Annotated in this window: 17 protein-coding genes and 2 riboswitches; of the genes, 9 read left to right on the top strand and 8 right to left on the bottom strand. The window is 71.4% G+C overall.

All coding sequences use genetic code 11. From position 1 onward, the window contains the following. Nucleotides 1–18: 18 nt before the first annotated feature. From ACULK2_RS12050 to ACULK2_RS12025, 6 genes are all read right to left on the bottom strand, one after another. On the bottom strand, nt 19–1,569 hold the full coding sequence (locus tag ACULK2_RS12050) for an MDR family MFS transporter (RefSeq protein WP_445967474.1): 1,551 nt from the start codon (nt 1,567–1,569) through the stop codon (nt 19–21). A 195-nt stretch (nt 1,570–1,764) separates the two neighbouring features. Beyond that, nucleotides 1,765–2,907: a cysteine desulfurase family protein gene (locus tag ACULK2_RS12045; protein ID WP_445967473.1), complete on the bottom strand. Its 1,143-nt coding sequence runs from the start codon at nt 2,905–2,907 to the stop codon at nt 1,765–1,767. Further along, nucleotides 2,904–3,788, bottom strand: a complete 885-nt coding sequence (gene nadC / locus ACULK2_RS12040) for a carboxylating nicotinate-nucleotide diphosphorylase (RefSeq protein ID WP_445967472.1) — start codon at nt 3,786–3,788, stop codon at nt 2,904–2,906. Before nadC ends, ACULK2_RS12045 begins: the two co-directional genes overlap by 4 nt. Then, a complete protein-coding gene (locus tag ACULK2_RS12035; RefSeq protein WP_445967471.1) occupies nt 3,788–5,380 on the bottom strand; it encodes an L-aspartate oxidase in 1,593 nt (530 codons plus the stop codon). The genes nadC and ACULK2_RS12035 overlap by 1 nt, the downstream gene beginning before the upstream one ends. A gap of 1 nt (nt 5,381) precedes the next feature. Continuing rightward, nucleotides 5,382–6,821: a quinolinate synthase NadA gene (gene nadA, locus ACULK2_RS12030; protein WP_445967470.1), complete on the bottom strand. Its 1,440-nt coding sequence runs from the start codon at nt 6,819–6,821 to the stop codon at nt 5,382–5,384. After that, nucleotides 6,818–7,597 carry an NUDIX hydrolase gene (locus ACULK2_RS12025; protein WP_445967469.1) on the bottom strand — a complete coding sequence of 260 codons (780 nt, stop codon included), beginning with the start codon at nt 7,595–7,597 and terminating at the stop codon, nt 6,818–6,820. Before ACULK2_RS12025 ends, nadA begins: the two co-directional genes overlap by 4 nt. Before the next feature lie 166 nt (nt 7,598–7,763). Next, a riboswitch (glycine riboswitch) is annotated at nt 7,764–7,868 on the top strand. Nucleotide 7,869: 1 nt separating this feature from the next. Next, nucleotides 7,870–7,975: riboswitch (glycine riboswitch) on the top strand. Nucleotides 7,976–8,020: 45 nt separating this feature from the next. On the opposite strand from ACULK2_RS12025, the gene gcvT reads away from it, so the two are divergent. The 3 genes from gcvT to gcvP all read left to right on the top strand — a co-directional run bounded on the left by gcvT (nt 8,021) and on the right by gcvP (nt 12,548). Next, on the top strand, nt 8,021–9,199 hold the full coding sequence (gene gcvT, locus ACULK2_RS12020; RefSeq protein WP_445967468.1) for a glycine cleavage system aminomethyltransferase GcvT: 1,179 nt from the start codon (nt 8,021–8,023) through the stop codon (nt 9,197–9,199). Between the two features lie 61 nt (nt 9,200–9,260). Next, nucleotides 9,261–9,632 carry a glycine cleavage system protein GcvH gene (gcvH, locus tag ACULK2_RS12015; RefSeq protein WP_445967467.1) on the top strand — a complete coding sequence of 124 codons (372 nt, stop codon included), beginning with the start codon at nt 9,261–9,263 and terminating at the stop codon, nt 9,630–9,632. A gap of 18 nt (nt 9,633–9,650) precedes the next feature. Next, nucleotides 9,651–12,548, top strand: coding sequence for an aminomethyl-transferring glycine dehydrogenase (gcvP, locus tag ACULK2_RS12010; RefSeq protein ID WP_445967466.1), 2,898 nt, complete (start codon nt 9,651–9,653; stop codon nt 12,546–12,548). Nucleotides 12,549–12,575: 27 nt separating this feature from the next. On the opposite strand, the gene ACULK2_RS12005 is transcribed toward gcvP, so the two are convergent. Next, nucleotides 12,576–12,764: a hypothetical protein gene (locus ACULK2_RS12005; RefSeq protein ID WP_445967465.1), complete on the bottom strand. Its 189-nt coding sequence runs from the start codon at nt 12,762–12,764 to the stop codon at nt 12,576–12,578. Nucleotides 12,765–12,906: 142 nt separating this feature from the next. Between ACULK2_RS12005 and ACULK2_RS12000 the strand changes: the two genes are divergently transcribed. After that, entirely contained in the window at nt 12,907–13,383 is a 477-nt protein-coding gene (locus tag ACULK2_RS12000) for a hypothetical protein (RefSeq protein ID WP_445967464.1), read from the top strand. Here the strand turns inward: ACULK2_RS12000 and ACULK2_RS11995 are convergent. Further along, complete coding sequence (locus tag ACULK2_RS11995; protein ID WP_445967463.1) at nt 13,329–14,093, bottom strand: CPBP family intramembrane glutamic endopeptidase; 765 nt, start codon at nt 14,091–14,093, stop codon at nt 13,329–13,331. The genes ACULK2_RS12000 and ACULK2_RS11995 overlap by 55 nt on opposite strands. 208 nt (nt 14,094–14,301) lie before the next feature. Between ACULK2_RS11995 and ACULK2_RS11990 the strand changes: the two genes are divergently transcribed. The 5 genes from ACULK2_RS11990 (at nt 14,302) to typA (ending at nt 21,843) form a co-directional block, all read left to right on the top strand. Next, nucleotides 14,302–15,921 carry a peptide ABC transporter substrate-binding protein gene (locus ACULK2_RS11990; RefSeq protein ID WP_445967462.1) on the top strand — a complete coding sequence of 540 codons (1,620 nt, stop codon included), beginning with the start codon at nt 14,302–14,304 and terminating at the stop codon, nt 15,919–15,921. Nucleotides 15,922–16,105: 184 nt separating this feature from the next. Continuing rightward, nucleotides 16,106–17,035: an ABC transporter permease gene (locus ACULK2_RS11985; protein WP_445967461.1), complete on the top strand. Its 930-nt coding sequence runs from the start codon at nt 16,106–16,108 to the stop codon at nt 17,033–17,035. Next, nucleotides 17,025–17,975, top strand: a complete 951-nt coding sequence (locus tag ACULK2_RS11980) for an ABC transporter permease (protein WP_445967460.1) — start codon at nt 17,025–17,027, stop codon at nt 17,973–17,975. The genes ACULK2_RS11985 and ACULK2_RS11980 overlap by 11 nt, the downstream gene beginning before the upstream one ends. Further along, nucleotides 17,972–19,735, top strand: coding sequence for a dipeptide ABC transporter ATP-binding protein (locus ACULK2_RS11975; protein ID WP_445967459.1), 1,764 nt, complete (start codon nt 17,972–17,974; stop codon nt 19,733–19,735). Before ACULK2_RS11980 ends, ACULK2_RS11975 begins: the two co-directional genes overlap by 4 nt. A 203-nt stretch (nt 19,736–19,938) precedes the next feature. Beyond that, nucleotides 19,939–21,843 carry a translational GTPase TypA gene (typA, locus tag ACULK2_RS11970; protein WP_445967458.1) on the top strand — a complete coding sequence of 635 codons (1,905 nt, stop codon included), beginning with the start codon at nt 19,939–19,941 and terminating at the stop codon, nt 21,841–21,843. The last annotated feature ends 66 nt before the right edge of the window (nt 21,844–21,909 follow it).

The raw sequence follows: 21,909 nt of genomic DNA, 5'->3' as shown, positions 1-21,909 counted from the left end.
AGTCGGGCCGATCCGCGATCAGTGGGCGGACGTCGCGCCCACCATCATGTCGGCCGGCCGGCGCACGAGCGCCGCCCCGACGATCGCCAGCAGCGAGATGACGGCGCCGACGAGGAACGCGCTCCGCACGCCCGCGGCCTGCGCGGCGATCGCCTCGGCTCCGTCCGTCGTCGCGCCGACGGCGGTGGCGGTCATCACCGTGATGAAGAGCGCGGTGCCGGCCGCGCCGGCCACCTGCTGCAGCGTGCCGACGATCGCCGATCCGTGCGAGTACAGGTGCGGCTCGACCGAGCCGAGCGCGGTCGTGAACAGCGGGGTGAACATGAACGCGAGCGAGATCGACAGCACGACGTGGGCGGCGAGGACCATCCACGGCGGCGTGGTCTCGGAGACGAGCGTGAGCGACCAGAGCACCGCGCTCACGCCGATGCTCGCCGGCACGAGGAGCGGCGTCGGACCGACCTTGTCGTAGAGCCGGCCGACCGTCGGGCCGAGCAGGCCCATCACGAGTCCGCCGGGCAGCACGAGCAGCCCGGTCGCCAGAGGCTCGAGCCCGAGCACCTCCTGCAGGTAGATGGGCAGCAGGATGATCGTGCCGAACAGCGCGGCCATCATCACGGCCATGAGCGCGATCGAGATGGCGAAGTTGCGCGAACGGAACGTGCGCAGGTCGAGCAGCGCCCGGTCGCGGCGCTGCAGCACCAGCTGCCGGAGGATGAACGCCGTGATGCCGAGTGCTCCGACGGCGAGCGCGATCCACATGGGGACCGCGTCGCCGGGCGCGCGCCCGCTCGCGACCTCGCCGACGAGGCTCAGGCCGTACACGAGCCCGCCGAAGCCGAATGCGGAGAGCACGACCGAGAACACGTCGATCGGGAAGACCCGCGTCTCGCTGATGTTCTCGACGCGGCGCAGGCCGATGACGAGCATCGTGACCGCGATCGGCAGCACGAGCCAGAACATGTACCGCCAGCCGAGCGTGTTGAGGATGAGTCCGGAGATCGCCGGTCCGATGGCGGGAGCGACCGACATGACGATCGACACGCGCCCCATGAACCGGCCGCGGTCGGCCGGAGCGACGACCGTCATGAGCGTGGTCATGAGCAGCGGCATCATGATCGCGGTGCCGGTGGCCTGGATGATGCGCCCGCCGAGGAGCACCTCGAAGCCGGGGGCGAGCGCGGCGAGCAGGGTGCCGGCCGAGAACAGGGTCATCGCCGCCCCGAAGATCGGCCGGGTCGGGAATCGCTGCAGCAGGAAGCCCGTGATGGGGATCACGACGGCCATGGTCAGCATGAACGCCGTCGTCAGCCACTGCGCCGCCGTGAGCGTCACGCCGAGGTCGTCGACGAGCTGGGGGATGGCGACGCTCATGATGGTCTCGTTGAGGAAGACCGTGAACGTGGCCGCCAGGAGGAGCCAGATCACGCGGGTGTTGCGCGCGCCGTGGTCGGGGCGGGAGGCGATGACGTGCGCGTCGATGACGCGGTCGGCGGCCTCCGCCTCGGCGAAGTCGGCGGGCTCGGGCACCGTGATCGAATCGGTGTCGGGTGCGGATCGTTCGCTCACGGTGCGTCCTGTCGTCTCTTCGTCTCGTCGTCGGTGCTCGTGCTCGCCGGGCGTGGCAGGGCTGCCGCCCGGCCCGGGCGGACGAGGAGTGCAACCCGCGTGCGCGCGACCGCTATTCCCGATCGGCCCGATGCATGCCGACGCATGCATCGGAACCTCGTCCCCCGACGGTCAGGCGTCGGCGCCCGAGCCCGATCAGGGCACGATACCGCGCACCGCCGACACGGCCGCGGCGAGCGCGTTCGCCGCGGTCGCGGCATCCGCCTCGGTCGTCTCGGCGCCGAACGAGAACCGCACCGCGGTCTGCGCGACCTCGGGCGCGACGCCCATCGCCGTGAGCACGTGCGACGGCTCGTCGCTGCCGGCCGCGCACGCCGAGCCGCTCGAGACCACGACGTCGCGCCGCTCCAGTTCGAGGAGCACCGCCTCGCCGCTCGTCCCGGGGAAGACGTACGACGCGGTGCCGGGCAGCCGTCGCGTGGGGTGCCCGGTCGGCACGGCGCCCGGGACCGACGCCGCGACGAGCTCGCGGAAGCGCGACACGGCCGCACCGACGCGAGCCGCGGCATCCGCTCGCTCGTCCTCGGCGAGCCTCAGCGCCGTGGCGAACGCGACCGCGCCGGCGACGTTCTCGGTGCCCGAGCGACGCCCTCGCTCCTGGCCGCCGCCGTGCAGGACGGGCTCGATGGGCAGGCGGCCGCGGACCACCAGCGCGCCCGTGCCCTTCGGTGCGCCGACCTTGTGACCGGCGAGGGAGAGCGCGTCGACGCCGAGCTCGTCGATCGTCAGAGGCAGCCATCCGGCCGCCTGCACCGCGTCGGTGTGCATGAGCGCGCCCGCGGCGTGCGCGACGGCTGCGAGCTCCGCGACCGGGTTCACGGTGCCGACCTCGTTGTTCGCGAGCTGCACCGAGGCGAGGGTCGTGTCGGGGCGGATGACGCGCGCGAGCGCCCCGGGCACGACCGCACCGGTCCCGTCGACCGCGACCTCGTCGACCTCGAATCCGTGGAGGCGCCGCAGCGCGTCGGCCGCCTCGATGACGGCCTCGTGCTCCACGGGGGAGATCACGACGTGGCGGCCGCGCGGGTTCGCGAGCGCGAGTCCCTTGACGGCGAGGTTGTCGGCCTCGGTGCCGCCCGAGGTGAAGACGACGTCGCCGGCGCGGCATCCGACCACCGCTGCGACCTGGTCGCGCGCCCACGCCAGGGCCCGCGCGGCCTCCTCGCCGACGCCGTGGCGGCTCGACGGGTTGCCGAACGCGCCCGTGAGGTACGGCCACATCGCCTCGAGCGCCTCGCGGCGGACCGGGGTCGTGGCGGCGTGGTCGGCGAAGATCACGCGGGCCCCCGCGGCGCCGTCTCCGGGTCCGACTCGATCACGACGTCGAGGCCGAGGTCGAGCGCGCGCGCCGAGTGCGTGAGGGCGCCGACCGAGATGACGTCGACGCCGGTCGCGGCGATCCCGGCGACGGTGTCGAGGCTCACGCCTCCGGACGCCTCGACGATCGCGCGGCCGTCGATGAGCTCGACGCCCTGGCGGAGCGCGTCGAGGTCGAAGTTGTCCAGCATGATCGTGTCGGCGCCGCCCGCCAGGACGGCCGGGATCTGCTCGACCCGGTCGACCTCGACCTCGAGGTGGGCCGTGTGCGGCATGCGCTCGCGTGCGGCGCGGAGCGCCTCGGCGAGGTCGGCGCCGCCCGCGGTGAGCACGGCCAGGTGATTGTCCTTGGCCATGACCGCGTCCGAGAGCGAGCGGCGGTGGTTGCGGCCGCCGCCGTCGCGGACCGCCTGCCGTTCGAGGCTGCGAAGGCCCGGGGTCGTCTTCCGCGTGTCGACGATGCGCGCACGGGTCCCCTCGACCGCGGCGACGTAGCGGGCGGTCAGCGTCGCGACGCCCGACATCCGCTGCACGAGGTTCAGGGCGACGCGCTCGGCGCGGAGGATGCCGCGGGCGGGCCCCGCCACGCGGGCGAGCACGTCGCCCGCCGCGAACCGGTCGCCGTCGGCGACGAGCACCTCGACCGCGATGCGCGGGTCGACGAGCCGGAACGTCGCCTCGGCGACGCGTGCGCCGCTGAAGACGCCGGGCTCGCGGGCGACGAGCTCGGCCGTCGCAGTCGCGGCCTCCGGGATCAGGGTCTCGCCGGTCAGGTCGCCCCACGGCGCGTCCTCGTCGAGCGCCATGAGCACGAGCCGCTCGATCTCGCGTGGTTCGGTCATCAGGCGGCCTCTCGGGTCTCGGTGACGGATGTCGCGTCGGTGCGCGTGTGCGCGCCGACGCTCGTGGTCCGGGCGAGCGCGGCGGCGGCCGTGAGCCGGGCGAGGTCGAGCAGGTTGCGGTCCTCGACGCTGCGGCGGTCGACGGGCAGGGGCGCGCGCCATCCGTCGAGCCGGGCGGATGCCTCGGCCAGGCCCGCCGCGTCGCGCTCGAGCCCGACGCGGTCCCACATCAGGCGCTGCAACTCGCCCCGATCGACGGGCTTCCCCGCCCCGCCCCTGTCCACACCGGCGGATATCCGATCCGCCTCGCCGTGCGCGCCCCTGCCGCCTCCGGCGGGCCGGATCGGATATCCGCCGTCCTGGACGCGGGGGATCTGCCGGGCGGGAGCGCGGAACGGGACGGATGCCGCGTGCCCGACCGACGCGGCCGCGCGCTCGGCGAACACGGCGCCCTCGAGGAGCGAGTTCGAGGCGAGGCGGTTCGCGCCGTGCACACCGGTGCGCGCGGTCTCGCCGACGGCCCAGAGCCCGGGCAGGCTCGAACGTCCGTCGAGGTCGGTGGCGACGCCGCCCATCGCGTAGTGCGCGGCCGGCACGATCGGCACGGGTTCGCGCGACCAGTCGAAGCCGGCGGCACGGCACGCCCGGTCGATCGACGGGAACCGCCGGGCGAGGAAGGCGCCGCCGAGCGCGGTCGCGTCCAGGCGGACAAGTTCGCCGCCCTGCTCGGCCATCCGCCGCCAGACGGCTCGCGCGACGACGTCGCGCGGGGCGAGCTCGCCGCGCGCGTCGACCGCGAAGAGGAACCGATCACCGCCGGCGTCGCGGACGACCGCACCCTCGCCGCGCACGGCCTCCGAGATGAGCGGGGTCCCCGGCACCGCGAGGGCCGTCGGGTGGAACTGCACGAACTCCAGGTCGGCGACGCTCGCGCCGGCGCGGGCGGCGGCCGCGACGCCGTCGCCGGTCGCGACGTCGGGGTTCGTGGTGTGCGCGTAGAGCATGCCCGTACCGCCCGTGGCGAGCACCACGGCATCCGCTCGGAGCTCGCGCATCGCCGGGCCGCCGCCGGCCGTGGTCCCGCGCTCGTCGAGCACCAGCGCGCCGACCACCCGACCGCCCTCGACCAAGAGGTCGACGAGCGTCGAGCGCTCCAGGACCCGGATGCCGCGCCGGCGCACCGTGTCGACGAGCGCGGACTCGATCGCCGCGCCCGTCGCGTCGCCGCCCGCGTGCAGGATGCGCGCCCGGGAGTGCGCCGCCTCGAGGCCGCGCGCGAGCCCGGACTCGTCGTGGTCGAACGCGACGCCGAACCGGATGAGGTCGCGGATGCGCGCGGGCCCCTCGTCGGTGAGCACGCGAACGGCCCCGGCGTCGCCGAGCCCTGCTCCGGCGGCGAGCGTGTCGGCGGCGTGAAGCGCCGGCGCATCGCCGGCGAAGATCGCGGCGGCGATGCCGCCCTGCGCCCACGGCGTGGAGCCCTCGCCGATCGCCCCCTTCGTGACGACCGTGACGTCGCATCCGGCCTCGGCGGTGCGGATGGCCGTCCACAGGCCCGCGATGCCGGAGCCGACGACGAGCACGGAGGTCATGTCAGGCTCCGGTGGCCGCGGACGCGGGGGTGGCCGCCGCGACGGCGTCCGCCGCCCGGCGCGCCGCCGCGGCATCCGCCGCCTGCGCGATCGTCGACCCGGCGGGCACCGGGACGGAGGCCGGAGGCTTCGCCGCGAGCATCCGCTCGAGCGCGAGGCGCGCGGGCTCGGCGACGTCGTCGGCCACGGAGATGCGGTTCACGACCCGCCCGGCGACGAGCTCCTCGAGCACCCACGCGAGGTAGCCGGGGTGGATGCGGTACATCGTCGAACAGGGGCAGACCACCGGGTCGAGGCAGAAGATCTCGTGCTCGGGGTGCTCGGCCGCGAGCCGCTGCACGAGGTTGATCTCGGTGCCGATCGCGAACGTGGAGCCCGGGGGCGCCGCCTGGATCGCCTTCACGATGAAGTCGGTCGAGCCTGCGGCATCCGCGGCGTCGACGACCGGCATCGGGCACTCGGGGTGCACGATGACCTGCACGCCGGGGTGCTCGGCGCGGGCGCGCTCGATCTGGTCGACCGTGAAGCGCTTGTGCACCGAGCAGAAGCCGTGCCAGAGGATCACGCGGGCGTCGGCGAGCTCGGAGGCGGAGTTGCCGCCGAGAGCCTTCCGGGGGTTCCACATCGGCATCTGCTCGAGCGGAACGCCCATGGCCTTGGCGGTGTTGCGGCCGAGGTGCTGGTCGGGGAAGAACAGCACGCGCTGCCCGCGCTCGAACGCCTCCTCGAGCACGACGCGGGCGTTCGAGGACGTGCAGACGATGCCGCCGTTGCGCCCGACGAAGCCCTTGAGCGCCGCCGACGAGTTCATGTAGGTGACCGGTATGACCGGCACGCGGCCTTCGGCGTCGGTGGCGGTGAGGTCGCCGTAGACCTCGGCGAGCTGCTCCCAGCACTCCTCGACGCCCGACTCGTCGGCCATGTCGGCCATGGAGCAGCCCGCGGCGAGGTTCGGCAGGATGACCGCCTGGTCGGGCCGCGAGAGCATGTCGGCGGTCTCGGCCATGAAGTGCACGCCGCAGAAGACGATCGCCTCGGCCTCGGGGCGGGTCATCGCGGCGTTCGCGAGCTGGAACGAGTCGCCCGTGAAGTCGGCGTGCTGCACGACCTCGTCGCGCTGGTAGAAGTGCCCGAGCACGACGACCCGCTCGCCGAGGGTCGCCTTGGCGGCCCGGATGCGCTCGTGCAGCTCGGCGTCGGAGGCTTCGCGGTACTCGGCGGGCAGCGCGCCCTGGCGGGGAGCGCCCGTGGGGATGACGTCGCCCATCGACGAGCCCGGGCCGTAGCCGGCGGGGCCGGCGTCGAACTCCCACGGGCCCTTCGCGAGGTCGGGCGCGCAGGTCTCGCCCGCCGCCTTCCCGGTGGTGATGAGCCGGATGGTCCGGTCGACGGATGCCGCGAGGCGGACCTCGCGCTCTGGCGTGGTGGCGGTGGTGCTCATTGCGGTTCCTTGCTGTGCGTTCCGGGCCTGGTCGGGGATGCGGCGACGGATGCCGCGCGCGGCGACCCCGACGGCGCCGGTGAGGGCGACGCCACGGGGGAGTGGGCGGGATCGAAGCGGTAGAGCGCCGGCGGGCGGTGCCGGGTGCCGGCGAGGCGTTCACCGGTGTCGATGAGCGTGCCCGAGGCCTCGATCGTGCGGCGGAAGTTCGCCGGGTCGAGGCGACGCCGGAGCACGGCCTCGTGCACGCGCCGGAGCTCGGCCATCGTGAAGCGCTCGCCGAGGAGGGCGTGCGCGATGCGCGAGTAGACGAGCTTGGTGCGCAGGCGCCGCAGCGCGTAGTCGATGATCGCCGCGTGGTCGAACGCGAGCTCGGGCAGCGCGTCCTCGTCGAACCAGCGGACGTTCTCGTCGGAGACGGCGCGCTCGACCTCGTCGGAGTGCACGAGCGCCCAGTAGACGACGGAGACGACGCGCTCGCCGGGGGAGCGGTCGGGGTCGCCGAACGTGTACAGCTGCTCGAGGTACTTCGGGGCGAGGCCGGTCGTCTCGCGCAGCGTGCGGGCGGCGGCGTCGTCGAGCGCCTCGATCACGGGCAGCCAGCCGCCGGGCAGCGCCCAGCGTCCGAGCCCGGGCTCGCGGAGACGCCGCACGAGCGGGATGCGGAGGCTCGCGGGCCGTTCGCGGTCGTCGGCGATGCCGTCGGCCTGGTCGGGAGCGAGGGCGAAGATGACCGTTGACACGGCCAGGCGCGCGTGCGCGTCGTGCTGCGACATCCGTCGCCCCTCTCGCTCGGTACTTCGAGTCATCGTGACGCGAAGTCTGCTGGATGCAGCTTACAGTCACCGTGACACGAACGCCAATCGCGTGACGCGGACCCGCGAGGGCGGCCGCGCGAGCCCGCGTTGCTAGACTTCCCCCGACAACCGCATACCGGGCCATCGACGCATCGCGGGAGAGCCGGCAGTCCAGCCAGATCGGGCGCGCCGGCACCGAAGGAGCAAGCCTCCCCGCCAATCTCTCAGGTCGCATCACCGCGATGACGAGGCCGACTCTGAAAAGCGGATGCCGCAACGGCGGCTTCCCGCCGAAGGTGAAAGCACAGCTCCCCCGGGGCGTCGCGAAGCTCTCAGGCCCATGACAGAGGGGGAGTTCTTCCGCGGCGACCGCCGCGTGATCCGCGCGATCCTGGAGAACTCGTGACCGACGCACCCGGAACCACCGACCCCGGCACCACCGAGCGCCGCAGCCCTCTCGACGAGGTGCACCGCACCGCAGGCGCGTCGTTCACCGACTTCGCCGGCTGGCAGATGCCCGTCCGCTACTCGAGCGACCTCGCCGAGCACCACGCGGTCCGCGAGCACGCCGGCCTCTTCGACCTCTCGCACATGGGCGAGATCGTGGTCGTCGGGCCCGAGGCGGCCGACGCGCTCGACTACGCCCTCGCCGGCAAGCTCTCGGCGATCGTCGAGGGCCAGGCGAAGTACTCGCTGCTGCTCGCACGCGACGGAGGGGTCGTCGACGACATCGTCGTCTACCGCACCGGAACCGACCGCTACATGGTGGTCGCCAACGCGGCGAACCGCCGGGTCGTCGCCGAGGAGCTCCGCTCGCGCACCGCGCCCTTCGACACGGAGGTCTTCGACGAGTCCGACGACATCGCGCTCGTCGCACTGCAGGGACCCGACGCGCTCGAAGTGCTCCAGCAGACGCCCGGCTTCGGCATCGAGGGGCCCGGCAACGACGAGGAGGACTTCGTCGCCGCCGTCGCCGAGCTGAAGTACTACCGTGCGATCGCCGCGACCTGGGAGGGCGTCCCCGTGCTGGTCGCCCGCACCGGGTACACGGGCGAGGACGGCTTCGAGCTCTACGTCGCCCCCGAGCGGGCGTCGGCGCTGTGGGCGGCGCTGCAGGAGACCGGTGGCCCCCGCGTCGTCCCGTGCGGCCTCGCGAGCCGCGACACGCTCCGCCTCGAGGCGGGCATGCCCCTCTACGGGCACGAGCTCTCCCGCGACATCCTGCCCGTGCAGGCCGGCCTCGGCCGCGTGGTCGCGCTGACGAAGGAGGGCGACTTCGTCGGCCGCGCCGCCATCGAGGAGGGCCCGGCCGAGGGCGCTCCCGTGCTCGTCGGCCTCACCGCCGAGGGGCGCCGCGCCCCGCGCGCCGGCTACGCGGTGTTCGACGGCGAGGGCGACGAGGCCCGGAAGGTCGGCGAGGTCACCTCCGGCGCGCTGTCCCCGACGCTCGGACACCCCGTCGCGATGGCCTTCGTCGCCCCCGACGTCGCGGAGACCGGATCGCGGCTCTTCGTCGACGTCCGCGGCACGCGCGTCGCGGCATCCGTCGCCGCCCTGCCCTTCTACAAGCGCGGCGCCTGACCGCACGACCACCCGGCGGCCACGCCGGACCGAACCACACGACATCACGAGGGAGCACCCCATGACCGACCGCAGCGAACTGCAGTACACCGCCGAGCACGAGTGGGTGAGGGTCGACGGCGACACCGTCACCGTGGGCATCACCGACTACGCCGCCGAGAAGCTCGGCGACGTCGTCTACGTCGACCTGCCCGACGCGGGCAGCACCGTCGTCGCCGGCACCGTCGTCGGCGAGATCGAGTCGACCAAGTCCGTCGGCGAGCTGTTCGCCCCGGTCGACGGCGAGGTCGTCGAGTCGAACCAGGCCGTCGTCGACTCGCCCGAGCTCGTCAACAGCGACCCCTTCGGCGACGGATGGCTCCTGAAGCTCACCACCACCTCGCTGCCCGCCCTGCTCAGCCACGACGAGTACCGCGCCCTCACGGGCGAGTAGTCCGTTCCGAGGAAGACGATGACCACCAGCACCTCCCCGGCCTTCGACGTCGACGCCTTCGGGCGCCGGCACATCGGCACCACCCCGCGCGACCACGAGTGGATGCTCGCCGCGCTCGGCTACGACTCGCTCGACGCGCTCATGGATGCGGCGGTGCCGAGCGCCATCCGCATGCACGAGGTGCTCGACTCGGTCATCCCGGTCGCCGCGACCGAGCGCGAGGCGCTCGACGAGCTCCGCGCACTCGCCGACGCGAACACCGTTCGCACGTCGATGATCGGGCTCGGCTACTCGGGCACGATCACGCCGGCCGTGATCCAGCGCAACGTGCTCGAGAACCCGAGCTGGTACACGGCCTACACCCCGTACCAGCCCGAGATCTCGCAGGGCCGCCTCGAGGCGATCCTCAACTTCCAGACGATGGTCGCCGACCTGACGGGGCTCGACACCGCCAACGGCTCGATGCTCGACGAGGGCACGGCGGTGGTCGAGGGCATGCTGCTCGCGCGGCGCGCCTCGAAGTCGCGGTCGAACCGCTTCGTCGTCGACGCCGACGCGCTGCCGCAGACCCGGGCGCTCCTCGCGTCGCGCGCCGGGGCGGTCGGAATCGAGATCGTCGTCGCCGACCTCGACGAGACGACGGATGCCGCCGCGCTCGGCGAGCACTTCGGCCTCTTCGTGCAGTACCCGGGCGCCTCGGGCCGCGTGTGGAACCCGGGCCCGGTCATCGCCGCCTCGAAGGAGCAGGGCGCGCTCGCGGTCGTCGCGGCCGACCTGCTCGCGATGGCGCTGCTCACGAGCCCCGGCGAGCTGGGGGCGGATGTCGCGGTCGGCACCTCGCAGCGCTTCGGCGTGCCGATGGGCTTCGGCGGCCCGCACGCGGGCTACATGGCCGTGCGGAAGGGCCTCGAGCGGCAGCTCCCCGGGCGCCTCGTCGGCGTCTCGCAGGATGCCGCGGGCCACCCCGCGTACCGGCTCAGCCTCCAGGCGCGCGAGCAGCACATCCGCCGCGAGAAGGCGACGTCGAACATCTGCACCGCGCAGGTGCTCCTCGCGGTCATGGCGTCGATGTACGCCGTGTACCACGGGCCCCGCGGCATCCGTCACATCGCGGTGTCGACCGCGGCGAAGGCGAAGGCGCTCGCCGACGCGCTCACCGGGTACGGACTGACGCTCGCGCACGACGCGTACTTCGACACCATCCGCGTGCACGTGCCGGGGCTCGCCGCGAACGTGGTCGCGCGCGGTCGCGAGCTCGGGGTGAACCTCTGGGAGGCCGACGAGGCGACCGTGCACGTCGCCGTCGACGAGACGACCACCGCGGCCGAGCTCTCGCTCGTGGTCGAGGCCTTCGGGTTCGACCCGCGCACGGAGGTGCCGGTCGCGCTCCGCGCACTGCCCGCCAGCCTGCCCGCGTCGATGCGGCGCACGTCGTCGTACCTCGAGCACCCGGTGTTCAACACGCACCAGTCCGAGACCCAGATGATGCGGTACCTGAAGACCCTCGCCGACCGCGACTACGCGCTCGACCGCGGCATGATCCCGCTCGGCTCGTGCACCATGAAGCTCAACGCCGCCACCGAGATGCAGGCCGTCACGTGGCCCGAGTTCGCGAACCTGCACCCGTTCGCGCCCGAGGCCGACGTGCGCGGCTCCCTCGGGCTCATCGAGCAGCTCGAGAGCTGGCTCGCCGAGGTCACCGGGTACGACACCGTGTCGCTGCAGCCGAACGCGGGCAGCCAGGGCGAGCTGGCGGGCCTGCTCGCCATCCGCGGTTACCACCTCGCCAACGGCGACACCGAGCGCGATGTGTGCCTGATCCCGTCGAGCGCGCACGGCACGAACGCCGCCTCGGCGGTGCTCGCGGGCATGAAGGTCGTCGTCGTCGCGACCGACGAGCTCGGCAACGTCGACCTCGACGACCTGCGCGCGAAGATCGCCGCGAATGCCGAGCACATCGCCGCGCTCATGATCACCTACCCGTCGACGCACGGCGTCTACGAGCACGAGGTGAAGGACATCACGCAGGCCGTGCACGACGCCGGCGGCCAGGTCTACATCGACGGCGCCAACCTGAACGCGCTGCTGGGCTTCGCCCGGTTCGGCGACGTCGGCGGCGACGTCTCGCACCTCAACCTGCACAAGACGTTCTGCATCCCGCACGGCGGGGGCGGCCCCGGCGTCGGCCCGGTCGCGGCGAAGGCGCACCTCGCGCCGCACCTGCCCGGCCACCCGATGGCGCAGCGCGCCGATCACGCGGGCGGTGTCACGCACGACGGCGGCCCCGTCTCGGCGGCGCCGTACGGCAGCCCGTCGATCCTGCCGATCTCGTGGGCATACGTGCGGATGATGGGCGCCGAGGGCCTGAAGCAGGCGACGGCGACCGCGGTGCTCGCGGCGAACTACGTGGCCGCGCGCCTGCGCGACCACTACCCGGTGCTCTACACGGGCGAGAACGGACTCGTCGCGCACGAGTGCATCCTCGACCTGCGACCGCTGACCGCGGAGACCGGGGTCACGGTCGACGACGTCGCCAAGCGCCTGATCGACTACGGCTTCCACGCGCCGACCATGTCCTTCCCGGTCGCCGGCACCCTCATGGTCGAGCCGACCGAGTCGGAGGACCTCGCCGAGCTCGACCGGTTCGTCGAGGCGATGATCGCGATCAGGGCCGAGGCCGACGCCGTGGGCCGTGGCGAGTGGCCCGCCGAGGACAACCCGCTCCGCAACGCCCCGCACACCGCAGAGTCGGTCATCGCGGGGGAGTGGACGCACCCCTACACGCGCGAGCAGGCGGTCTATCCCGTGCACTCGCTCGTGCGCAACAAGTACTGGGCCCCGGTGCGGCGCATCGACCAGGCGTACGGCGACCGCAACCTCGTGTGCGCCTGCCCGCCCATCGAGGCGTTCGCGTAGCGGGCGTTCGTGCGTCGCGGGCGGCCGTCAGGCCGTCCGCGGCGCGGCGTGCCGCCCGCGCTCGGTGAACGCGATCGGCCGACGTTCGACCGCGGCCGCGCGGCGGCGCGCCACCCGCTGCTCGGCCTCGCGGATCTCCGCCTCGTCGGCCGTGAAGCGGTGCTCGGTGCGACGGCCGGCGAGGCCGCCGGCGTTCAGGGCGTGTGCGAGGTCCATGGTTCCTTCTCCCGGCGTGCGAGCGGGCCCGTCCGGCCCGGCGTGGACCATGTTCCGCGCGGCCCGCGGCCGCGACATCCGGGCCCTCCCGCCGAACGCCCCCGGGAGTACACTGAGGATCACTCGCACGAAGGGGGTGCGCATGATCCCGATGGATGTCGTCGCCCTGCTCGCCACGCTCGGGTTCGCCGGGGTCATGGTGGGCTGCACGCTCGCCGGATCGCGCGGGCTCGGGCTCGAGCAACGCGCCGGCCTGCTCGACCGGCGCAATCCGCAGCTGGCCGACGCCCTGCGTCGCGCCGAGTCGTTGAGCGACCTCTCGCGCGGCGGGTTCTACGGGGGAGCGGAGCAGTTCTCGTCGGTCTGCACGCCGGGGCGTCGCAGCTGGATCGACGGCGCGCTCGTGCGCGCGAACGACTCCGACCTCCGCGTCGAACCTCCGGAGGAGACGCTGCCGCCGATGCCCGCGACGGTCGTCGCGCTCGCCGGGGGGCATCACGTCGCCGAGGCGCCGCGGCCGAGGCATCCGTCGCCCCGGCCCGCCCGGCCCGAGGCGCCGGTCGGTCAATCGGCCGGAGGCGCGAACAGCTCGGGCCACCAGCCGAGCGCGAGCGGGTAGCCGACGAAGCTCACGACGTCGAGGAGCCAGTGCGCGATGACGAGCGGCATCGTGCGGCCCCATCGCGTGTAGGCCCACCCGAAGACGACGCCCATGACGGCGTTGCCCACGAAGCCGCCGAAGCCCTGGTAGAGGTGGTAGCTGCCGCGCAGCAGCGCGCTCGCCAGGATCGTCGCCCACGGGCCGACGCCGAGTTCGCGCAACCGCGTGAAGAGGTAGCCGACTGCGATGAGCTCCTCGGTGAGGGCGGCCTTCAGCGCGGCGAGCACGAGGATCGGGATCGTCCACCAGTACGCGTCGAGCGACTGCGGCACGATGGCCACGGTGAACCCCAGCGCGCGGCCGGCCGCGTAGAGGGCGAGGCCGGGCACGCCGATGGCCGCCGCGAGCAGCAGGCCGGATGCCGCGTCCCTGCCCGGTCGCGTCAGGTCGAAGCCGATGCGGCGGAACGGGCTGCGGCCGGGCTCCCACAGCAGGTAGAGCACGAGTGCCACGACCGCGAGGCCGAATGCGACGTCGAGGAACTGGTAGGTGAAGTCGAGCCACTCGCGCGACGACCGCGACTGGTTGAGGGCGGCGCTCTGCTCGCCGAGCGGGCGATCGGCGGTGAGCCGCGCGACGATCGCCACGATGGAGTACACGGCGGAGGCCCCGAGCGAGAGTGCGAGGACGATGGCGATCTCGATGCGGAGACGTCGTGCCGCGGGCATGCGGCAATCCTCGCACGGCGCCTCGGCGCAAGAATCATGCGTCTGCGGCTGCTCATCTGCGCAGCCGGACCTCGCAAGATTGCGCCTCGGTAACGGTTCCGCCGTGAAGTTTGTTCGGCTCGAACCCGCTTATAGTCTCGATTCACCTACCAGCGCCCCTGCTCGACCACGAATCGCGCAGTCGTGCGCTCATCTCACAGGAGGAACATTGAAGATCAAGAGAATCGGCGTAGCCGCCATTGCTCTTGCGGCGGCCGGTGCGCTCACGCTCGCCGGTTGCTCGTCCAGCAACGAGCCGGAGGCGCCGGCGGGCGACTCGACCGCGATCATCACGACCAACGGCTCTGAGCCCCAGAACCCGCTGGTCCCGACCAACACCAACGAGACCGGTGGCGGCAAGATCCTCGACTCGATCTTCGCGGGTCTGGTCTACTACGACGCCGACGGCGCTCCGGTCAACGACATGGCCGAGTCCATCGAGACCGAGGACTCGCAGACCTACACCATCACGATCAAGGAGGGTCAGGAGTTCACCAACGGCGAGCCCGTCACCTCCGACTCGTTCGTGAAGGCCTGGAACTACGGTGCCGCGCTCGACAACGCGCAGCTCTCGAGCTACTTCTTCGACTCGATCGAGGGCTTCAGCTACGACGAGAACGTCGACGAGCTGTCCGGCCTCGAGGTCGTGGACGACCGCACCTTCACCGTGACCCTGAGCCAGCCGGAGTCCGACTTCCCGCTGCGACTCGGCTACTCGGCGTTCTTCCCGCTGCCCGAGGCGGCGTGGGAGGACCTCGAGGCCTTCGGTGAGAACCCGATCGGCAACGGCCCCTACATGCTCGACGGCGAGGGTGCGTGGAAGCACAACGAGCGCATCGACCTCGTGAAGAACGAGGACTACCAGGGCGGCCGCCAGGCTGCCAACGGTGGTCTCTCGATCATCTTCTACGCCACGCAGGACGCGGCGTACGCCGACCTCCAGGGTGGCAACCTCGACATCCTCGACGCCATCCCGGACAGCGCGCTCTCGACCTTCCAGGACGAGTTCGGCGACCGCTCCGTCACCCAGGGCGCGGCGATCTTCCAGTCGTTCGTGGTCCCGGACCGTCTCGCGCACTTCGGTGGCGAGGAGGGCAAGCTCCGCCGCGCCGCGATCTCGCACGCGATCAACCGCGAAGAGGTCACCGACGTGATCTTCTCGGGTACCCGCACCCCGGCGCACGACTTCACCTCGCCGGTCATCGACGGCTACTCGGAGGACATCCCCGGTAGCGAGGTCCTGGAGTACGACCCGGAGCTCGCCAAGGAGCTGTGGGCCGAGGCCGACGCCATCAGCCCGTGGGAGGGTTCGTTCCAGATCGGCTACAACGCCGACGGCGGCCACCAGGGCTGGGTCGACGCGGTGACCAACCAGATCAAGAACGAGCTGGGCATCGACGCCTCGGGTGCTCCGTACCCGACCTTCGCGGAGTTCCGCACCGCGATCACCGACCGCACCATCCAGACCGGCTTCCGCACCGGTTGGCAGGCCGACTACCCGTCGCTCTCCAACTTCCTCGGACCGATCTACGTGACCGGCGCGGGCTCCAACGACGGTGACTACTCGAACCCCGAGTTCGACGCGCTCATCGAGGAGGGCCTCAGCGAGACCGAGGTCGAGGCCGGCATCGAGAAGTTCCAGCAGGCGCAGGAGATCCTCTTCGAGGACCTCCCCGCGATCCCGCTCTGGTACTCGACCGTCAACGGCGCGTGGGGTGAGCAGGTGGAGAACGTCGAGTTCGGCTGGAACTCGGTGCCGCTCTACCACCAGGTCACCAAGAGCGAGTAATTCTCGAACGGGGGTGTCGGGGGGTTAGACTCTCTGACGCCCGTGGGGCGGCGGTCCAGTGGATCGCCGCCCCACTCCCACGTATCCGGGGTGCGCCGAGGCGCGTAACATCGTGTGTGCGCACTCCCATAACGGTGAGGTTTCTTCCACAATGTCAACACACGCAGATCGCGGGGCCTGATCCATGGCCGGCTACATCGCGCGCCGACTGCTCCAGGCGATCCCTGTACTGCTCGGTACCACCTTCCTGATCTACTTCATGGTCTTCGCCATGCCGGGCGATCCCGTCGTCGCCCTCTTCGGCGACAAGACCCCTCCGCCCCAGGTGCTCGAGGCCGTCCGTGAGCGGTACAACCTCGACCAGCCGTTCATCGTGCAGTATCTGCTCTTCCTCGGCGGCATCTTCCAGGGCGACTTCGGCGTCTCCTTCTCCGGCCAGCCGGTCTCCGAGATCCTCGCCGAGACGTTCCCCGTCACCCTGCGCCTCGCGATCATCGCGGTCCTCATCGAGATGGTCTTCGGCATCACCATCGGCCTCGTCTCGGGCCTGCGCAAGGGCGGCATCTTCGACGCGAGCTTCCTCGTCGTCAGCCTGATCCTCATCTCCCTGCCGGTCTTCGTCGTCGCCTTCGTGGCACAGTACGTGTTCGGAATCCAGCTCGGCTGGTTCCGGACGACGGTCGGACCGGGAGCTCCGATCCAAGACCTGATCCTGCCGGCCATCGTGCTGGCGACGATCAGCTTCGCCCAGATCGTTCGACTGACACGGGCGTCGGTCATCGACACGGGAGGACAGGACTTCGTTCGCACCGCCGCGAGCAAGGGCCTGTCGCGGAGCCGCATCGTCCCCGTGCACATCCTGCGCAACTCGCTGATCCCCGTCGTCACCTACCTCGCCGTCGACTTCGGCGTGCTCATGGTCGGCGCGACGGTCACCGAGGGCATCTTCAACGTCCCCGGCGTGGGACGCACCCTGTACCAGGCCATCATCCGCGGCGAGGGGCCGACCGTCGTCTCGTTCGTGACCGTCATGGTGCTGATCTACCTCGTCATCAACCTGCTGGTGGATCTGCTGTACGCCGTTCTCGACCCGAGGATCCGCTATGCCAAGTAACACCCGACCCACTCAGGCGCACTTCGTCGCGCCGATCGACGAGACCCCGCTCGTCGCGATCGACTCGGTCAAGGCCGAGGGCAAGCCGACGAACCTCTGGACCGACGCCTGGCGCGACGTGCGCAAGCGTCCGATGTTCTGGATCTCCTCGGCCCTCATCGTGCTGATCGTGGTCGTGGCGCTGTTCCCGACCCTCTTCACGAGCGTCGACCCGCGGTACTGCCAGCTCTCGCTGAGCAACCAGGGCCCGGGAGACGGCAGCGTTCTCGGCTACAACCGCCAGGGCTGCGACATCTACTCGCGCATCATCCACGGCACGTCGACCTCGCTGTCGGTGGGCCTCATCGTGACGTTCCTCGTCGCCTCGCTCGGCATCTTCTTCGGTTCGCTCGCGGGCTTCTACGGCGGCTGGGTCGACGCGGTCCTCTCGCGCCTCGGCGACATCTTCTTCTCGATCCCCTACATCCTCGCGGCGGTCGTGATCATGTCGGTGCTCTCGCAGTACGCGAGCGTGTGGACGATCTCACTCGCGATCGGCATCTTCGCGTGGCCGGCGACGGCGCGTGTGCTCAGGGCCGAGATCCTCAGGGTGAAGAACTCCGACTTCGTCATGGCGGCCACGGCCGTGGGCGTCACGCGGCTGCGGATCCTCTGGCGTCACGTCCTGCCGAACTCGATCGCTCCCGTGATCGTGATCACGACGATCTCGCTCGCCTCGGCCATCGTCGCGGAGGCGACCCTGTCGTTCCTCGGCGTCGGACTGCCCTCGAGCACCATGTCGTGGGGCAATGACATCAGCCAGGCGCAGGTCGACCTCCGGACGAACCCGCAGACGCTGATCCTGCCCTCCATCGCGCTGTCGGTCACCGTGCTGAGCTTCATCATGCTCGGCGAGGTCGTCCGCGACGCGCTCGACCCGAAGGCGAGGGCGCAGCGATGACCTCGACCGTGAACGGAACCGACGTGAACCACACCACGCCCGACGGCGAGGAGCGCCCGCTCCTCGAGATCAAGGACCTCAAGGTCGACTTCACGTCCCAGGAGGGCAAGGCCAGGGCGGTCGACGGCGTGAACATCACGCTCTACCGCGGACAGAGCCTCGCCATCGTGGGCGAGTCCGGTTCGGGCAAGTCGACGACCGCGCACGCGATCATCAACCTGCTGCCGGGTTCGGGCGAGATCGCCGGCGGCCAGATCCTCCTCGACGGCCAGGACATCTCCAAGGCGTCGAAGAAGGAGATGGAGGCGATCCGCGGCCGCAAGATCGGCTTCGTCCCGCAGGACCCGATGTCGAACCTGAACCCGGTCTGGTCGATCGGATTCCAGGTCGAGGAGGCCGTCAAGGCCAACGGCATCGCGTCCGGGCGCAAGGAGGTCCGGGCTCGGGCCATCGAGGTGCTGAAGCAGGCCGGCCTGCAGGACGCCGACCGGCGCCTCAAGCAGTTCCCGCACCAGTTCTCCGGCGGCATGCGCCAGCGCGTGCTCATCGGCATCGGGCTCTCGGCCGACCCGCAGCTGCTCATCGCCGACGAGCCGACGTCGGCCCTCGACGTGACCGTGCAGCGGGTCATCCTCGACCACCTCGAGTCCCTGACGCGCGAGCTCGGCACGACCCTGCTCTTCATCACGCACGACCTCGGCCTCGCCGCTGAGCGCGCCGAGCAGCTCGTCGTCATGTACAAGGGCAAGGTCGTGGAGTCGGGCCCGTCGCTCGATATCCTGCAGAACCCGCAGCACCCGTACACGCAGCGCCTGGTCGCCGCGGCGCCCAGCCTCGCCTCGCGCCGCATCAAGTCGGTCCACGGCACCGACGCCGCGCCCGAGCTCGGTTCGGAGCCGGCGACCACGACCGACACGATCGACCTGATCGCGACGGCCGAGGCGCGTGCCGAGGCGCACGAGGCGCTGGCGGCGCAGCCGCCGGCGATCGTCGTCGAAGACCTGACGAAGGTCTTCAAGATCCGCGGCTCGGGCGACTTCACGGCCGTCGACCAGGTCTCGTTCCAGATCCCGAAGGGCACGACCACCGCCCTCGTGGGCGAGTCGGGCTCGGGCAAGTCGACGGTCGCGAAGATGCTGCTGAAGCTCGAGGATGTCACCAGCGGCAAGATCCTCGTCGGTGGCAAGGACCTCGCGAGCCTGACCGGCAAGGAGCTGTTCGACCTCCGCAGCCGGATGCAGCCCGTGTTCCAGGACCCGTACGGGTCGCTGAACCCGCTCCGCAACATCGGCAACACGATCTCGGAGCCGCTCGTCACGCACGGCGTGGGCGACCGCGCGTCGCGTCGCGCCCGGGTGATGGAGCTGCTCGACCAGGTGTCGCTGCCGCGGACCCTCGTGGGTCGCTACCCGAACGAGCTCTCCGGCGGCCAGCGCCAGCGCATCGCGATCGCGCGTGCACTCGCACTGAAGCCCGAGATCGTCGTCCTCGACGAGGCCGTGTCGGCACTCGACGTGCTCGTGCAGGCCCAGATCCTGCGCCTGCTCGCCGACCTGCAGGCCGAGCTCGACCTCACGTACCTCTTCATCACCCACGACCTCGCGGTCGTGCGCGTCATCGCCGACAACGTCTGCGTGATGCAGAAGGGCCGGATCGTCGAGGCCGCGGCCACGGACGACGTGTTCGAGAACCCGAGGGAGCAGTACACGAAGGATCTCCTCGCGGCGATCCCGGGGGCGAACCTCCAGCTCGGCGCATAGTCGACGCTGATCGCCGACGGACGCCCGGCCCCTCCCGTGGGGGCCGGGCGTCCGCCGTTTGCACAGGACGCGGTAGGCTGGTCGGGCGCGATCCGTGTGCATCGGCTCCTCGCGCTCCCACCGACTCCCACACCAGCGCCCCGGCGCTGCCGATCCGCGCCCCGGAGCCCCACGGCGACCGGCGGCCACGCGAGGACCACACCATGGCCAAGGCCACCCGCAACGACCTGCGCAACGTCGCGATCGTCGCCCACGTCGACCACGGCAAGACGACGCTCGTCGACGCGATGCTCAACCAGACGCACTCGTTCGCCGAGCACGCCCACGTCGAGGAACGTGCGATGGACTCGAACGAACTCGAGCGCGAGAAGGGCATCACGATCCTCGCCAAGAACACGGCGATCTCGTACAACGGTGTCCACGCGGGCGGCACCCCGGTCACCATCAACGTCATCGACACCCCCGGCCACGCCGACTTCGGCGGCGAGGTCGAGCGCGGCCTGTCCATGGTCGACGGCGTGGTCCTGCTCGTCGACGCGAGCGAGGGCCCGCTGCCCCAGACGCGCTTCGTACTCCGGAAGGCGCTCGAGGCGCGCATGCCGGTGATCCTGCTCGTGAACAAGACCGACCGGCCCGACGCGCGCATCGACGAGGTCGTCGCCGAGAGCCAGGACCTCCTGCTCGGCCTCGCGTCCGACCTCGCGGACGACGTGCCCGACCTCGACCTGGACGCGATCCTCGACGTCCCGGTGGTGTACGCCTCGGGCAGGAACGGCGCGGCGAGCCACCACAAGCCCGCGAACGGCGAGCTGCCCGACAACGACGACCTCGAGCCGCTGTTCGAGGCGATCCTGGAGCACATCCCGGCCCCGACGTACGACGACGAGCACCCGCTTCAGGCGCACGTCACGAACCTCGATGCCTCGCCGTTCCTCGGTCGCCTCGCGCTGCTCCGCGTCTTCCACGGCACCATCAAGAAGGGCCAGACGGTTGCCTGGGTCAAGCACGACGGCTCCGTGCAGAACGTCCGCGTCACCGAGCTCTTCCTCACGAAGGCACTCGACCGGTACCCCGCGGAGAGCGCCGGCCCGGGCGACATCGCGGTGGTCGCCGGCTTCGAGGACATCATGATCGGCGACACGCTCGCCGATGCGGAGGACGTGCGTCCGCTCCCGGTGATCGAGGTCGACGAGCCTGCGATCTCGATGACGATCGGCACGAACACCTCGCCGCTCGTCGGCAAGGTCAAGGGGCACAAGCTCACGGCCCGCATGGTCAAGGATCGCCTCGACCGCGAACTCATCGGCAACGTCTCGCTGAAGGTGGTCGACATCGGCCGTCCGGACGCGTGGGAGGTGCAGGGTCGCGGCGAGCTCGCACTCGCCATCCTGGTCGAGCAGATGCGCCGCGAGGGCTACGAGCTCACCGTGGGCAAGCCGCAGGTGGTCACCAAGCAGGTCGACGGCAAGCTGCACGAGCCGTACGAGCACCTCACGATCGACGCGCCCGAGGAGTACCTCGGCGCGATCACCCAGCTCCTCGCCGCGCGCAAGGGCCGCATGGACAACATGTCGAACCACGGCACCGGCTGGGTCCGCATGGAGTTCATCGTTCCGAGCCGCGGCCTGATCGGCTTCCGGACCGAGTTCATGACGACCACGCGCGGCACCGGCATCGCGAACGCGATCTCGCACGGCTACGACGAGTGGGCCGGCCAGATCGTCACGCGCAACAACGGCTCGATCGTCGCCGACCGGGCGGGAGTCGTGACGCCGTTCGCGATCATCGCGCTGCAGGAGCGCATGACCTTCTTCGTGAACCCCACCGAGGAGGTCTACGAGGGCATGGTCATCGGCGAGAACTCGCGCAATGACGACATGGACGTCAACATCACCAAGGAGAAGAAGCTGACGAACATGCGTTCGTCGACGGCCGACACCTTCGAGTCGATGACCCCGTCGCGACAGCTGTCGCTCGAGGAGTGCCTCGAGTTCGCGCGCGAGGACGAGTGCGTCGAGGTCACGCCGACGGCGGTGCGCATCCGCAAGGTGGAGCTCGACGCGACCGCTCGGGCACGTGCTGCGTCGCGCCTGAAGAAGCAGGGCTAGCCTCCGAGCAGCGAAGGGGATGCCGCGGGGACGCCGCGGCATCCCCTTCGGCGTTCGTGGAGCGTG

The sequence above is a fragment of the Agromyces molybdatiresistens genome, from assembly GCF_052748445.2.
The sequence above is the reverse complement of the archived record's forward strand: the minus strand, read 5'-3'. Positions and strand labels throughout refer to the sequence as shown.